Origin of the sequence: Pustulibacterium marinum, from assembly GCF_900116665.1 — a bacterium.
Taxonomy (GTDB): domain Bacteria; phylum Bacteroidota; class Bacteroidia; order Flavobacteriales; family Flavobacteriaceae; genus Pustulibacterium; species Pustulibacterium marinum.
In genome coordinates, this window is the sequence record NZ_FPBK01000012.1 from 138,054 (window position 1) to 152,411 (window position 14,358).

A 14,358-nucleotide genomic window follows, 5' to 3' on the forward strand; every position below is an offset into this window, starting at 1 on the left:
ATTGAAAAATCAACTTCAATTTTATAAAGACATTCATATAAGTGAATTGAAAAGAAAAAGCGAAATTGATAATTCTATTAATTTTCCTACTACGCTCCTGACCTTATTATTGGGTGGTGGATTTTATCTTTTTAGAAAAGAAAATATTGACTTTACAAATGGAAATATTTTATCTTACCTTATTATTTTAGGAGGTATATTTTTTTTATTATCAATCATTTCTGCAATAATATTTCTATCAAGAATGTATTTAAACAGATTTAGAAAATACAAATATTTACCTTGTTCATTAGACTTAATGAATCGTGAAAATGAATTATATCATCACTTCTTTAATTTTTATAAAGAAACGAAAGTGAAAAATCCAAAGGAAAGTGCAATTAAAGACGCAGATGATGAATTTCAAAAAAATTTATTGAATTACTATATTGAATTTGGAACTCATAATCAATTAGTGAATGATGGTAGAATAAAAGATTTTTATTGGTCTAGAAAAATATTAATTTTAGCTATTATTTTTTTAGCTATAACAGCATTATTAACTCTATTAAACTGAAATTATGTCAAATCAAAAACCTCCACCGCCTCCGCCTCCGCCACCAGGGAGACAATTAGGACAACCTCCAGCTTCTCCTAGGCCACCTAGACCATTACCTCCAAAACCGAAACGATAAAAACGTTTTACAACACCGTATAACAACAATTGCGGTTTTGTGTCCTGCGGACACAACCGCGCAAGCATAAAAGTCGGGGATTTTAGCTATCTTAGTTTCAAATCAATCCGCAACTGATTGTTATACAAGACCGTTGGGCCTAATTGCGGAATGACAAAAACTATAGAAAAGTACGAAAAGATATTATTCAAATATCACAGCAATGTTCTGGATGAACTGACTGTAGAAACTATGTGGGCGGAAATAATTGACAAGGACAAAGGAATTTATAAACTAGATAATATTCCATTCTACGGACCACAAATTGCAACCGATGACCAATTTTACGCGGAATTTGACGAATCAGAAAAAATGCTCACTTACAAAAAGACAATTAAACATTCTGGAAATTCTATAATTTTAGTAATCATCACCAAAAAAGGGTTTGACAAGGAAATTATTAGAAATAGATTTAAAGAATTGAATTGCAAAAGCGAAGGGCTAAATGAATCATACTTTTCAATGGAGATTCTGAAAGATGTAAATTATTCTAAAATCCAAAAAATATTAACGGAATATGAGAACGACGGAATTTTGGAATATGCAGAACCTTGTCTTTCGGAAAAGCATAAAGCGGATTAAAATAACAACTTGGCACAACACCGGTAACCGTTGCACAACTCCTTGGTAAAAGTTGGGGGTTAATTTATACAAGTTGCTTTTGAGCCGCTTTGTTTTATGAATTGGGCGAGAGGAGTATAAAAAGTTGTATCTTGTTCATGATATAAATGAGTTATCTGCAGGCATAAAATAAGAATGGAATGAATATCAAGTCATTTAATGAAAATATAGAGTATAGTGATAATCGGGTTGATACTAAAATCATTTTGGAAACTTCATTTTCAAAGGAAATTAGAGTTCTTTTGAAAAATGGACAAACAATGAAAGAGCATAAAGCTCCGTATCCTATTATAGTTCATATTCTAGAAGGTGAAATAGACTTTGGAATAGGAGATGAAATAAAATTGCTTCAAACGGGAGATATTATCACGCTGGAAAGTAATGTTTATCACGATTTGACAGCTAAAAAAAACAGCATTGTTCGTTTAACATTATCCAAATTAGATGATGTCTCTAGAGTAAAGAAAGTCGCTGATAATTCTTAATGTAATGGATACAATAAATAATCGTGAAGACATTAGTAAATTAGTACATACGTTCTACTCAAAAATTCGGAAGAACGAATCATTAGGTCCAATTTTCAATAGCCATATTCCGGAAGAAGAATGGCCAGTACACCTTGAAAAACTGACTGATTTTTGGGAAACCAATTTATTTGGTATAGCAAAGTTTAAAGGGAGCCCGTCAATGAAACACATAAACGTTGACAAAAATTTGAACCATTCTATAAGTCAAACCCACTTTGGAACTTGGCTTCAACTTTGGTTTGAAACTATCGACCAACTCTTTGAAGGAGAATTAGCCTTAAAAGCAAAACAATCAGCTCGTAAAATGTCCACAGGACAATTTTTAACTATATGGAATAATAGACCTGAAAATAAAAAGCCAGCAGATAACAAAGATGTATATAAAAAATAGGCGAAATAGCAATAAAATCAAGGCTTTTGGCTCGTATCAAACTTTGTGCTTAACCGAAAGATTCAGGCTTCGAAATCGCCTACTTTTCATATACTAACTGTTGTAAGCAAGCTAAAAAAAGAGCCACCACATGATCAAGCACATTTGGTTTTTCTCAACGCTCAAAGCCAGCGCTGAAAAACCAAAAGAGCTTTCACTTCCCCACCACCACCACCACACGAAAACATTTTGATTTTTTACACAGTTTTTTGAGATATAAATGTAAATTAGTGGACTGACAAAACATTTGAAATAAGCGAAGCAATTCAATGAGACCATTTAAATATAAACAAGACCGAATTAAATGAACCGAATTAAGGAAGTGTTGGAACATAAAGGAATAAAGCAGACTTGGTTGGCTGAAAAACTTGGGAAAAGCTACAATATGGTAAATGCTTATGCCCAAAACAGACAACAACCACGACTGGAAACACTAATGGAAATTGCAAATATTTTAGATGTTGACGTAAAAGAATTAATAATCTCAAACAAAGACCAACTATAATATGCCAACACTCAATTGGATAGGAAAAGATAAAGTTATAAGCCACCACCAAGATGTACCTTACAGAGTTTTGGAACACAAATACGGTTTTACTGCTGAAAATGGAGAACAGAATCAACCAACTGAAAGCGGAAACAAAATAATTCACGGAGACAATTTAGAAGCATTAAAAAGCCTACTACCAGAATACGAAGGAAAGGTAAAGTGCATCTATATTGACCCACCATATAACACAGGAAATGAAAGTTGGGTTTATAACGACAATGTAAACCACCCAAAAATAAAAAAATGGTTAGGAGAAGTTGTTGGAAAAGATGGAGATGATTTAACACGACACGACAAATGGTTGTGTATGATGTATCCGCGTTTAAAATTACTTCAAAAGTTATTATCAAATGATGGAGTCATATTTATCAGCATAGGAGAAGATGAGATAAGTAATCTGAAAACATTATGTGATGAAATATTTGGTGGTCTAAATAAGTGTGGAATTGTTTCGAGAGTAATGAAATCTGGTGGAAATAAAGGAAACTATTTTTCACCCAATATAGATTACGTTTTAGCCTATGCAAGAAATAAAAATATGATTTCTGACTTTAAAGCTGAACTGGATGAAAAGCTGGTGAAAAAATTATATAATCAGGTAGAAACAGAAGGAGAACGAAAAGGAGAAAATTATCGAGCTTTTGGCCTTTATCAATCAACACTTGACCCATTGAGAGGCTGTGTCAATCAGAGGTATTACATAGAATGTCCAGATGGCTCATTTGTAATACCAAGTGGTAATATTTTTCCAAAAGAAATTGCAGATGGAGCATCAATTCCGCCAGAAACTAAAAATGACAAAGTTTGGAGATGGACTGCTGAAAGATATCTAAAGGAGAAAGAAGAAGGAAATATTGTTTTCAAAAAAACAAAAAACGAAGTTTTAGTTGACTCAAATGGTAAGCCCGCAAAGTGGAATATTTATACTAAAATATGGCTTAAAAAAAGACAAGAAGAAGGTCAAACACCAACAAATTTGATTTCAGAATATGAGAACAGACACGGCTCTAAAGAATTATTAAAGCTTGGGATTAAGTTCGATTTTGCAAAACCATCTAAACTTGTTGAATATCTAATAAATATAGCTATAAAAGATAAAGAGGCTATAATACTTGATTCATTTGCTGGTTCAGGAACTACTGGAAACGCAGTTTTAAATTTAAATCAAAAAGATAAAGGCAATAGAAAATTCATTTTAATTGAAATGGAGGAATATGCAAACACAATAACAGCAGAGAGAGTAAAAAGAGCTTCAAAAGGTTATGGTAAAGGCGACAAAAAAATTGATGGAACTGGTGGCGATTTTGATTTTTACGAATTAGGCTTACCACTTTTTGATAACAACCAAAACTTAAACGAGCAAGTTGGCATAAATAAAATACGAGAATACATTTGGTTTTCAGAAACTAGAACACCATTTATAGAACCAAAAGATTCAGATTACTTTTTAGGTAAAAAAGAAGATTCAGTTTACTACTTTATTTACGAAAAAGACCAATTAACCACGTTAGATTTTGATGCTTTACAACTCATAAAAACCAAAGGAGAACAATATGTTATTTATGCAGATAATTGTTTGTTACCAAAAGAATTTATGGCAAAAAACAATATCATTTTCAAAAAAATACCAAGAGACATTACAAGATTTTAGATTATGGAATTAAAAGGCTATCAACAAAAAGTAATAGAAAATCTTGAAGAGTATCTAGAATATGTTCAAGAACATAAAAACGTAGCAACTGCATTCAACCAATATTGGGAAGATAAAATTGGACCTTACAATCCTATTGACAATACAGGAATGCAACCATATAAAAATAACGTTCCAAATTCTGCTCACGTTTGCGTAAAAGTACCAACTGCTGGTGGTAAAACATTTATTGCTGTAAATGCTTTGCACTCTATTTTTTCAGCTTACGATACAAGCAAAACAAAAGCAGTTATTTGGTTAGTACCTTGGAGTAACTTATTACAACAAACCGTAAACGCTTTATCAAATCCAGAACATCCTTATCGTCAAAAACTAAATGCTCTTTTTAACCATAAAGTTGAGATTTATCAAAAAGAAGATTTGTTACAAGGTACAAATTTCAATCCTACCATTGTAAAAGAACAATTGAGCATTTTTGTTTTGAGCTTTGCGAGTTTAAGAGCAAGAAAAAAAGAAGATAGAAAAGTCTATCAAGAAAATGGCGAATTGGCTTCTTTTGTTCCACAATACGCAAATAGAAAACACTTATTAGCAGATGTTGACGACACAGCTTTAATAAATGTGATTAGAAGTTTACATCCTGTTTTGGTGGTTGACGAAAGTCACAATGCAGAAAGTGATTTGAGTGTTGATATGCTCAAAAACTTAAATCCGTCTTTTATTTTAGATTTAACAGCAACACCAAAAGACAATAGCAATATTGTGAGTTTGGTTCCTGCAATAGAATTGAAAAAGGAACATATGGTTAAACTTCCTGTTATTGTTTACAACAATCACGATAAAACAGAAGTGATAAACAATGCGTTGCACTTACAACGCAAATTGGAAATTTTAGCCAAAAAACAAGAAGCAGAAGGCGGAAAATACATTAGACCCATTGTATTGTTTCAGGCACAACCAAAAACTAAAAATGATAATACAACTTTTGAGAAATTAAAAGAACAATTATTGAGTTTAGGTATTCCTGAAAATCAAATCAAAATTAAAACAGCAAATATTGACGAACTTAAAAGCATTCCAGATTTACAAAGTAAAGACTGTGAAGTTCGATATATCATTACAATAAACGCTTTAAAAGAAGGTTGGGATTGTCCTTTTGCATACATTTTGGCTTCATTGGCTGACAAATCAAGTGCTGTAGATGTAGAGCAAATTTTGGGTAGAGTTTTACGTCAACCGTATGTTCAGAAACACAAAGCGTTTCAATTAAACCTTTCTTATGTTCTAACAGCTTCTGCAAAATTCAACGAAACTTTACAAAGTATTGTTGAAGGCTTAAAAGCATCAGGTTTTAGTGGCAACGAACACAGAGTTGCAGATAAAATGACAGAAGAAGAGAAACAAACAGAAGTTGTAAATCCTGTTGAGTCTTTCTTATTTCCAGAGCAACAAACAGAGGAAAAAGAAGAAACCATTGACAAAGGACGAATTTCTTTTAACCCAAATGCAACTGAAGAAGAAATTGAAAATACTTCAGTCATTGAAGAAATAGAATCAATGGCAGAAGAACAAAACAAAGAGTTAGAACAGCAAATACAGGAACAAGAAAAGCAACCAGTTGACGAAAATATATTTCAAGAAATGGGAGATAAAGTAAAACGCTATCGAGTTAAAGAAGCGAATAAAGAATTTATTGAACAGATAAATTTTCCTCAATTCTTTTTAAAAGTTGTAGCAAGTGACATTTTTGGAACAGACGAAGAACTGCTAAACAGAGAATCGTTATTGAAAGATTTTAAATTATCTGATGAAGATATAAAAATTGATTTTGACAAAATTTCATCTGCTTTGTACAAAGTAGATTTAACCGAAACTGTAAAAGATAATTATACACCAGATTGGGTAAAAATTGAAGAAAGTCAAGTAAAAGACCCAATTGCAGAATACATTTTAGCCAAACCAAAAGATGCACAAATAAGTGATATTACTCACCAAATTATGCAGATTATTGGCAATATGTATCCAATTCCAGACCAAGAAATTAAAGTCTACGTTGGTAGAATTTTAAAAGGAATGAACGCAGAACAAATGCGTGATATTTTAGTTAGAAAATGGAGTTATACAGACAAAATAAAAGCTAAAATCAGACAACTTGCGGACAGTTATGCAGAAAAAAGGTTTATGGATTTAGTAAAATCTAAACGCATAATCACAAAGCAAAACTGGAAATTAGGAAAGGAAATTGTTCCTGGGAATGTTGGTTCATCAATTGGAAATTCTTTGTACGAAAAAGAAGGCTCAATGAACAACTTTGAGGAAAAAGTAATTATGGAAATTGGAACTTCCTCAAACATTGAGTTTTGGCATAGAAATTTAGAAAGAGGAAAAGGATTTTACATTAACGGATTTAAGGCAAATCATTATCCTGACTTTATTTTGAGAACTAAATCAGGAAAAACCATTTTGATTGAAACCAAAGGAGACCATTTGGATGGTTCAGACAGTGAAGGAAAATGCAGACTTGGAAACGAATGGGAAAAACAAGCTGGTAATGACTTCGCTTACTTTATGATTTTTGACAAAAAAGAAGTTGATGGAGCGTTTACATTGGACAAGGCAAAGGAATTGATAAGCGGAATGTAATAGCCAACGCCTAAAGCCATACACATTTGCAATTCACTTAAGCCAATACACAAGCCAAAAATTGCAAAAGAGTATGTCTTTGCCAACGCTACAAACAGAACGGAAAATAAAGCACGAAAATACAACAAAGATCTGAGTTAAAAAATAGGTCTGTTTTAGTATACTTTGAAGACATTATTTTCATTGTAAGGTCTTGCTGATTTAGCTATTGCAAAAGCTTGTTTTAGGAGTTTGTTTGCTATAACAGTGCTTGATTGAAAATAGGTATCTTTGAATCCGGTAACTTATGGTTATACCAATCATTACCCAACATTTGAAAACAATGAAAAGTTCAACATTATTAATAATATTTTGCATTATACTTTTTATCTATTCAATTTATGATAGTAAAGTAAGTCACGCTAAATTTAAAAATTCACCGGACTCAATATCAATAACAATTTTTATTAGTAGTATTGGTGGAGTTGTTTTATCGATAATACTTTTAGGTTTACATTTTTTTGGATTAATACCTTATTCTGATTGAGCAAAGCTATGAAGGAAAGACCTGTTTTGATTTCTGCAATATTTCTGACTTTAATTGTTGAACTGATTTTAATGGTTTTAGTTTATAACAAAGTTGGTACTGAAAGACTTCCATCTCAAATTGGGCGACTGATATTTCAGCTTATTTTAATCTTTTGGATTTTAAGCAGTAAATCTAATGTTGGGTTGTTTTTATTAGCTGGTTATCACATAATATCTGGGCTTTTTGGAATGTATTCTAAAGGTTCGTCAGCATTATTAGGACAAATATTAATTTGTTTTCATTTAATAATTGGAGTTTTAATATACTTTCACGATTGGATTGAAAACAAAATTGGAATAAAAAACGTTGGGTAACAGCGGTAGCCATTACACAACTCTTTGGTAAAAGTTGGTATTTTGTTTTTATGAGTTGGGCGAGAGGAGTATAAAAAGTTGTATATTGTTCATGATGTAAATGAGTTAGCAACAAGCTGAAAATGAACGGAAAAGAAGGAGACATATACATAACAAAACTGGAAAGAGACTTTTTTGGGGCGTTCAAAGTCATCAAAATTGGAAAGTCATTCTTCGAAGAAATTGATGGAGATCTAATGATGCTTGGTGTTTTGAATTATGTGGACAAGAAAAAACCAGAATTAAATGATGAAAGATTAAATCAAATTCTTTGTTGCAATAGATTTTTATGCTCAAATCAATATGCAATTGACTTTTACACCAATAACCCAAAATACAATGATTTAAGCAAGTTTGAATACTTGGGAAATAGGCCAATGACAGAATTCGAAACAAGTATTGACTTCAAATTGGGAGATGGAAGAAGTGGCTTAAAAGGCGGCTTCCCTTTAGTTGGCTTAATGGGTAATGATTATGGTAAAACTGCTTTTTTTGAATGGCGTTGGGAAAATGAAAAAGAAGAATTCAAAAAAGAAGTTGAAGTAGAAAATGAAAAAGCTCGTATTGCAAGAGAAGAATATAGAAAGCAATCTATGAAGCCTAAAAAGATGTTGGATGATAATATGTTTTGGGAAGTAATAGAAAAAATTGACTGGACGAAAGATGACGACCAAGAAAGAATGGAGCCTGCAATTGATTTTTTAGCGAAGAAAAAGGTTAGCGAGATAAAACAGTTTCAAGAAAGTTTGGCTTATAAGTTGTATTTGCTGGACACCAAAGAACACGCTCAAAATATTGGCGAAGATTCATTCAAAGACGAAAGTTCAAATTTTTCAGTTGACTACTTTCTATATGTTAGATGTTGCGTCATAGCAAATGGTCAGGAATATTTTGAAAGTGTATTGAAAAATCCAAAGGATATGCCAAAGGATAAGGACTTTGAGCCATTGCTATATATTGCAGAAGAAGCCTATGAAAAACGGATGAACAAGGAATTGGAATATGAAACAGGTTGTGATTATGAGACCTTTTCAAATTATAAAGGCTGGAAAAAATAACGGTTGCCAACAAAGATGGTAACTGTTGCACAACTCCTTGGTAAAAGTGGGGTGGGTGGTTTTTATGAGTTGGGCGATAGAAGTATAAAAGTTGTATATTGTTCATGATGTAAATGAGTTGTGCTTAATTTTAACAGAGAGACGCGGACTGCTTAAAGAAAAGATTGGAAAGTGCAAGTGAGAAAAAATTGAAAATAACAAAAAATGGTTTTCACTAAAATCATAATTTTAAGAAGGGACTTATCAAATGGAATACTTGGGTTCTTGTTTATGCAAAGGAATTAAATTTAAAGTTTTAGGTGACTTTGAGAGTTTTTATTTATGTCATTGCAGATATTGTAGGAAAGATACAGGGTCTGCGCATGCTGCAAATTTATTTTCTACAACAGCTAAACTAGAATGGATAAAAACAGAAACTGAAATTAAAACATATCAACCACATAAGAGTAATCATGTGAAAGCTTTTTGTACAAATTGTGGTTCAGCTCTGCCCAATTTACAAATGGATGGTAACCTTCTAGTAGTTCCAGCAGGATGTTTAGATACAAATTTAGAAAAACGACCTGATGCACATATTTTTATTTCAAACAAAGCAAGTTGGGATGATTCGTTGGAAGAAATAAATAAATTTGGACGCTTACCAGAATAAAAAATAGATAAAGAGATTTGCTCTTTTGTTTGATGCAAATAACCATCGAGAAACTTGACCGTGATGAATATAAAAGAAAAAAAACTAAGCACACACATTTTGTATAAGTAATGGCAGGTAAAGTGTTAAATATCAAGGTTTGTAACCCGCTCAAACTGCGTAGCGGTTTGACAGGAAACTGCCACGCAATCTGCCACTACTCATACAATTTACCGTTGTAACTAATATTGAAAAACGCCTATGGGAAGTTGGGGAACAGGAATTTCTTCAAATGACATTTACGAAGACATCAACTATAAATTCTTTGAATTATATAATGAAGGAATGGAAGTTTCTGCCATAACCGAAAGGTTAATCAAAGAAAATAAAGAATTAATTGATTCTCACGAAGACCAAAATAATTTTTGGATTACTATAGCAAAGTCTCAATGGGAATGTAAAGCTCTTGATCCAAAAATCTACAACCAAATTGAAGATATTGTGAAATCCGAAAAGGACATTGAATTGTGGAAAGAACTTGACGCTTCAAAATCGGATTTGACAAAACGGAGAAAAGTATTAGAAAATTTTCTGGAAAAAATATCAACTGAAAAGAAAACTGCTCGAAAAAGAAAGGTAAAGAAAAAAAGAGATGCGATTTTTCAAAAAGGAGATTGTTTAATATTCAAATTAAGTGACGGAGACTTCTGTGGAGCATTCGTTCTTGAATCAGAAAAAGAATCGGAATTTGGACTTAATTTAGTTGCTGTGACCAACATAAAAAAATCTGATAAACCAACTGAACAAGATTTTAAAAACGCAAAAATTCTATTCGGACTTCAGCAACAAATAAATAAAGAGTTTAAACCAAAAGAAAAAATAAGTTGGTACTACGCTCAACACTACAAAAAGGCAGAAATTGAAATTGAAAAAGTTGGACAATTAGAAGTTGACAAAAGCTATTCATCTTCTAGACATTATCAAAGTTTTTCGAATTGGGATAATCTGAAATTATTTCAAGACAATTATTACTCCGACTTAGCAAAAAATGAGTGTGACGTGAATGTTCCACTAAAAAGTTTAAGAAAAAATACTAGTAATGACATTGGCTATGTTTCATTGTGGCAACGCGTTAAAACAAAGTTTAATTTATAAATAGAAGTTCTTTATTATCATGGATTTCTAAAAAAAGAAAAATTTGAACCATACTAAACGGAATAAAAAACTACTGCCAACACTAGTAACCGTTACACAACTCTTTGGTAAAAGTTGGTGTTTTGTTTTTATGAGTTGCTATTGAGCTTCTTTGTTTTTATGAATTGGGCGAGAGGAGTATAAAAAGTTGTATATTGTTCATGATATAAATGAGTTGTGCGTAAGTTTAAAAAATGAGTAACTACGATAGAATAAATAGCGAAAGGAATATATTTCTGACCAAAATATTTGAGCCAGAAGAAAACTCATTGGAATTTGAATTGACAATGGGAATAGTAGGCGAATTGGAAAAGAGTCATAAAATTCTCGGTGTTGATATCGGACCTTCTCGACCAGTTTATCACAATGAAAACAGTGAAATATTCAAAATAACTTTTGACCGATATATTGCCTACTCGGTAATTAATGAAAGTTACGAAAGTCTTGGAGGAACTGAATACGTTGGAGAAAAAATTCGGACTTATAACAAATCGAATTTCTTGGACTATGTAAAAGCGGACACTTTTGCATCGGCGGACTATCCAGGAGAATTTAAACATTATGCATTTATATCGCTGAATCACATTGTGAACGTAGTATCAACTGTTGAACCGAAAATTGAAAAAATAAATTGAAAAACCTACACACAACAAAGATCTAGGTTAAAAAAACAAGTCTGTTTTAGGATAATTTAGAGCTATAAATTTCATTAAAAGGTTTTGCTGATTTTGCTATTGCAAAAGCTTGTTTTAGGAATTACATGTTCATGTCTGTGACAAAAAATTTCTATCTTTAAATCTGTAACCGATTGTAGCGAGAAGCTGTTTTAAATTATTTCAGAAAAACTTTGGGTAGAAGAAAAAAGAAAAAATATTGGAGTAAAAAAGATAAAATCTATTCAGTTCTGATTGTTGGAGGACTTTTATGTGGTTTGACAATTCTAATTTTTTTTAATAGGAAAAACCGAATTGAAAAATTGGAAAATAATTCTTTTAAAACATATGGAACTATTGAAAAGTTGCGACCCAATGTTCGAAAAGGTACAACAACCCAAAAAGATGTTGTTTACTTCTATTTTGTAAAAAATGATTCTGTATTTCATAAAATAAAACAACTTCCCAATTACGGAATTGAGCATTTAGGAATTAAACTATATGAAAGCTATTCTTTAAAAGTTGTTGAGTCTGACTATGGAATTTTTGATATTGATTTTAAAAAACGAAAAGATACAGTAATTGATAAAAGAAATTATAAAGTTCAAATATATAATACAGCAAATCATAGATATATAATAGAATGACAACTTTTCCAGTATCAAATTCAACTTTATCAGAAAAAGAATTAGGTGAATTTATTAAAGATACATACAATTTAAGCCGAAGTTTTGAATGTAAATTATTCAGAACAGGCATGAATCACACCTATTTCATTTCAAATGCAGAAAGAAAATTTGTTGTTAGAGTTTACTGTTATAATTGGAGAACAAAAGCTGAAATTCAAGAAGAATTAGTATTACTTGAATTACTCAGAAAAAACAATCTTTCCGTTTCATATCCAATTTCAGACAAAGAAAACAATCAAATTCAGGAGATAAATGCGCCTGAAGGGCTTCGTTATGTTGTTTTATTCTCTTTTGCTAAAGGAGAAAAAATGAGGTTTATGGACCAAGACACCTGTTTTGAAATTGGCTCACTTATGGCTAAAATTCATAATCTAACTTCAGATAAAATAATTAACCGAATTTTCTATGATAAAAAATCTCTAGTAGAACAACCCTACGAATATTTGAGCCAATTTTTTTCTGATAATTTACCAGAAATGGAATTCATTAAGAAATTTGGTGAAGATTTTAGCGATTCAGATTTTGACCAAGCTCAAAACGGAATTTTACATATGGATATTTGGTATGATAATATGGCGATTGCCGATGAAAAAGAAATCACGATTTTTGACTTTGACTTTTGTGGAAATGGAAAGCTCATATTGGATGTAGCTTATTTTTGTAAACAACTTTTTTTCATAGAATTGGATAAAGAAAAGTATGAGTCAAAAGTTGAGAGTTTTCTAAGTGGGTATAGCAAAAATAGGAGTTTATCAAAAAGGGAACTCGATCTAATTCCAAAAGCAGGAGCTTCTGTTTTTATTTTTTATCTTGGGATACAAGCGCAGAGATTTGATTGGTCAAATATTTTTCTGACTGAAAATTATCTAAAAATGTTTGTTGGAAGAATAAAATCTTGGCTTCAGTATTACGAAGAGAAATAAATAGTGATGTATTGACTAATAATAGTAAGCGATGTATATCAATTGAAAATGAAATAAGCCTTGCTCTTCTGAAAGGTTTATTTGGTAAAAGTTTCATGACTAGCGGATATTAGCACGCAACTCCTTGGGGAACGAAGCATCTATACAAAAACTGAATTATGAAAAAATTACTTGCTTTTGTTCTGATAGGAATTTTGTTTGCGAGCTGTTCTAGTGATGATGCCAATGAGGTTGATTGTTCACTTTTTGACCCGGTATTCCCTGAATTGTATATAAGACTCGTTGATGATACGGGTGCTAATCTAATTGAAAACGGAACGGTAAATCCTGAAAATATTACAGTGGAAGGTAATTTTGAGTCACCGGGCTTTTGGTATATTCCGCCTAATGAATTTGCAAATCCAGATGCTGATATACGAAAGTATGATCATACGCTAAGTTTGTCTATTCCCAACGAATCAAATTTTGAATATACCATTCATTTGAACAGTACCACAACAATTGTATTGAATGTGGAAGCTAAGTTTGTGGAACTTCCTTGTGGAGTTTCTTATTTTGTACCTACGAAACTAACTTATAACAACCAAAATATAATTTCTGAAAATGCAGCAACAGATGAGTTTATATTTTTAGCAGAAATTGAGTTGTAACAAAGTACTTCAAGTAGTAGAAAGTTATGCATAATTTACTATTGTAATGGTTAGCATTTTATTGGTCTCAGAACAGGGATATTAAAACCCTGCAATTTTATTGCAGCACTTTAGTAGTGCGATAAAATTTTGTAGATTAGCTTATGACAAGCTATAATCGAAAGGGTTCACATACCACCAGCCGTCTTAGTTGCCACATAGTTTGGTCTACCAAGTATAGATATAAAGTTTTAAAAGGAGATATTCAATCACGATGTCGCGAACTACTGATACAAATATGTGATGCAGAGGGGATTGAAATCTTAAAAGGAGTTGTAAGTCAAGACCATGTGCACATGCATATAGAATATGCTCCTAAATATAGTATAAGCTCAATAGTGAAACAAATGAAGGGAAGAACATCAAGGAAACTTCAACAAGAGTTTAGTTCACTGGGTCATACTTACTGGGGAAAACATTTTTGGGCAGTAGGTTATGGAGTGTGGAGTACAGGAAATGTAACAGACG

General features: G+C 31.8%; 17 protein-coding genes. 16 read left to right on the forward strand and 1 reads right to left on the reverse strand.

The features are described from left to right. The first annotated feature begins 1 nt into the window (after position 1). Positions 2-556 (forward strand): hypothetical protein, encoded by a 555-nt coding sequence (locus tag BM383_RS14750; protein ID WP_093025910.1) that lies wholly within the window; start codon positions 2-4, stop codon positions 554-556. A 12-nt stretch (positions 557-568) separates the two neighbouring features. Here the strand turns inward: BM383_RS14750 and BM383_RS18875 are convergent, their stop codons facing one another. Continuing rightward, complete coding sequence (locus tag BM383_RS18875) at positions 569-742, reverse strand: hypothetical protein (RefSeq protein ID WP_177229141.1); 174 nt, start codon at positions 740-742, stop codon at positions 569-571. An 82-nt stretch (positions 743-824) separates the two neighbouring features. On the opposite strand from BM383_RS18875, the gene BM383_RS14755 reads away from it, so the two are divergent. From BM383_RS14755 to tnpA, 15 genes are all read left to right on the forward strand, one after another. Next, positions 825-1,295, forward strand: a complete 471-nt coding sequence (locus BM383_RS14755) for a DUF4265 domain-containing protein (protein WP_093025911.1) — start codon at positions 825-827, stop codon at positions 1,293-1,295. Positions 1,296-1,474: 179 nt separating this feature from the next. Then, positions 1,475-1,819: a cupin domain-containing protein gene (locus BM383_RS14760; protein ID WP_093025912.1), complete on the forward strand. Its 345-nt coding sequence runs from the start codon at positions 1,475-1,477 to the stop codon at positions 1,817-1,819. A gap of 4 nt (positions 1,820-1,823) precedes the next feature. Next, positions 1,824-2,252, forward strand: a complete 429-nt coding sequence (locus tag BM383_RS14765) for a group III truncated hemoglobin (protein ID WP_093025913.1) — start codon at positions 1,824-1,826, stop codon at positions 2,250-2,252. Between the two features lie 343 nt (positions 2,253-2,595). Then, positions 2,596-2,796 carry a helix-turn-helix domain-containing protein gene (locus BM383_RS14770; RefSeq protein WP_093025914.1) on the forward strand — a complete coding sequence of 67 codons (201 nt, stop codon included), beginning with the start codon at positions 2,596-2,598 and terminating at the stop codon, positions 2,794-2,796. 1 nt (position 2,797) lies between these two features. Then, entirely contained in the window at positions 2,798-4,492 is a 1,695-nt protein-coding gene (locus BM383_RS14775; protein WP_093025915.1) for a site-specific DNA-methyltransferase, read from the forward strand. Positions 4,493-4,495: 3 nt separating this feature from the next. Next, the gene (locus BM383_RS14780) at positions 4,496-7,135 is read left to right on the forward strand and encodes a DEAD/DEAH box helicase (protein ID WP_093025916.1); all 2,640 of its coding nucleotides are present in this window, start codon (positions 4,496-4,498) and stop codon (positions 7,133-7,135) included. A 534-nt stretch (positions 7,136-7,669) separates the two neighbouring features. After that, positions 7,670-8,017, forward strand: a complete 348-nt coding sequence (locus BM383_RS14785; RefSeq protein WP_093025917.1) for a hypothetical protein — start codon at positions 7,670-7,672, stop codon at positions 8,015-8,017. Between the two features lie 122 nt (positions 8,018-8,139). Then, complete coding sequence (locus BM383_RS18880; RefSeq protein WP_093025918.1) at positions 8,140-9,114, forward strand: DUF4240 domain-containing protein; 975 nt, start codon at positions 8,140-8,142, stop codon at positions 9,112-9,114. Between the two features lie 247 nt (positions 9,115-9,361). Next, positions 9,362-9,763 carry a GFA family protein gene (locus BM383_RS14795; RefSeq protein WP_093025919.1) on the forward strand — a complete coding sequence of 134 codons (402 nt, stop codon included), beginning with the start codon at positions 9,362-9,364 and terminating at the stop codon, positions 9,761-9,763. 240 nt (positions 9,764-10,003) lie between these two features. Then, on the forward strand, positions 10,004-10,897 hold the full coding sequence (locus BM383_RS14800; RefSeq protein ID WP_093025920.1) for a hypothetical protein: 894 nt from the start codon (positions 10,004-10,006) through the stop codon (positions 10,895-10,897). A gap of 233 nt (positions 10,898-11,130) precedes the next feature. Further along, positions 11,131-11,571, forward strand: a complete 441-nt coding sequence (locus BM383_RS14805) for a hypothetical protein (RefSeq protein ID WP_093025921.1) — start codon at positions 11,131-11,133, stop codon at positions 11,569-11,571. 212 nt (positions 11,572-11,783) lie between these two features. Further along, on the forward strand, positions 11,784-12,236 hold the full coding sequence (locus BM383_RS14810) for a hypothetical protein (RefSeq protein ID WP_093025922.1): 453 nt from the start codon (positions 11,784-11,786) through the stop codon (positions 12,234-12,236). Further along, complete coding sequence (locus BM383_RS14815) at positions 12,233-13,201, forward strand: phosphotransferase (RefSeq protein ID WP_093025923.1); 969 nt, start codon at positions 12,233-12,235, stop codon at positions 13,199-13,201. Before BM383_RS14810 ends, BM383_RS14815 begins: the two co-directional genes overlap by 4 nt. Before the next feature lie 158 nt (positions 13,202-13,359). Continuing rightward, complete coding sequence (locus BM383_RS14820; RefSeq protein WP_093025924.1) at positions 13,360-13,851, forward strand: hypothetical protein; 492 nt, start codon at positions 13,360-13,362, stop codon at positions 13,849-13,851. Between the two features lie 143 nt (positions 13,852-13,994). Continuing rightward, positions 13,995-14,358 (forward strand): IS200/IS605 family transposase (gene tnpA / locus BM383_RS14825; protein ID WP_093025925.1); only part of this gene is annotated, 364 nt, incomplete at its 3' end.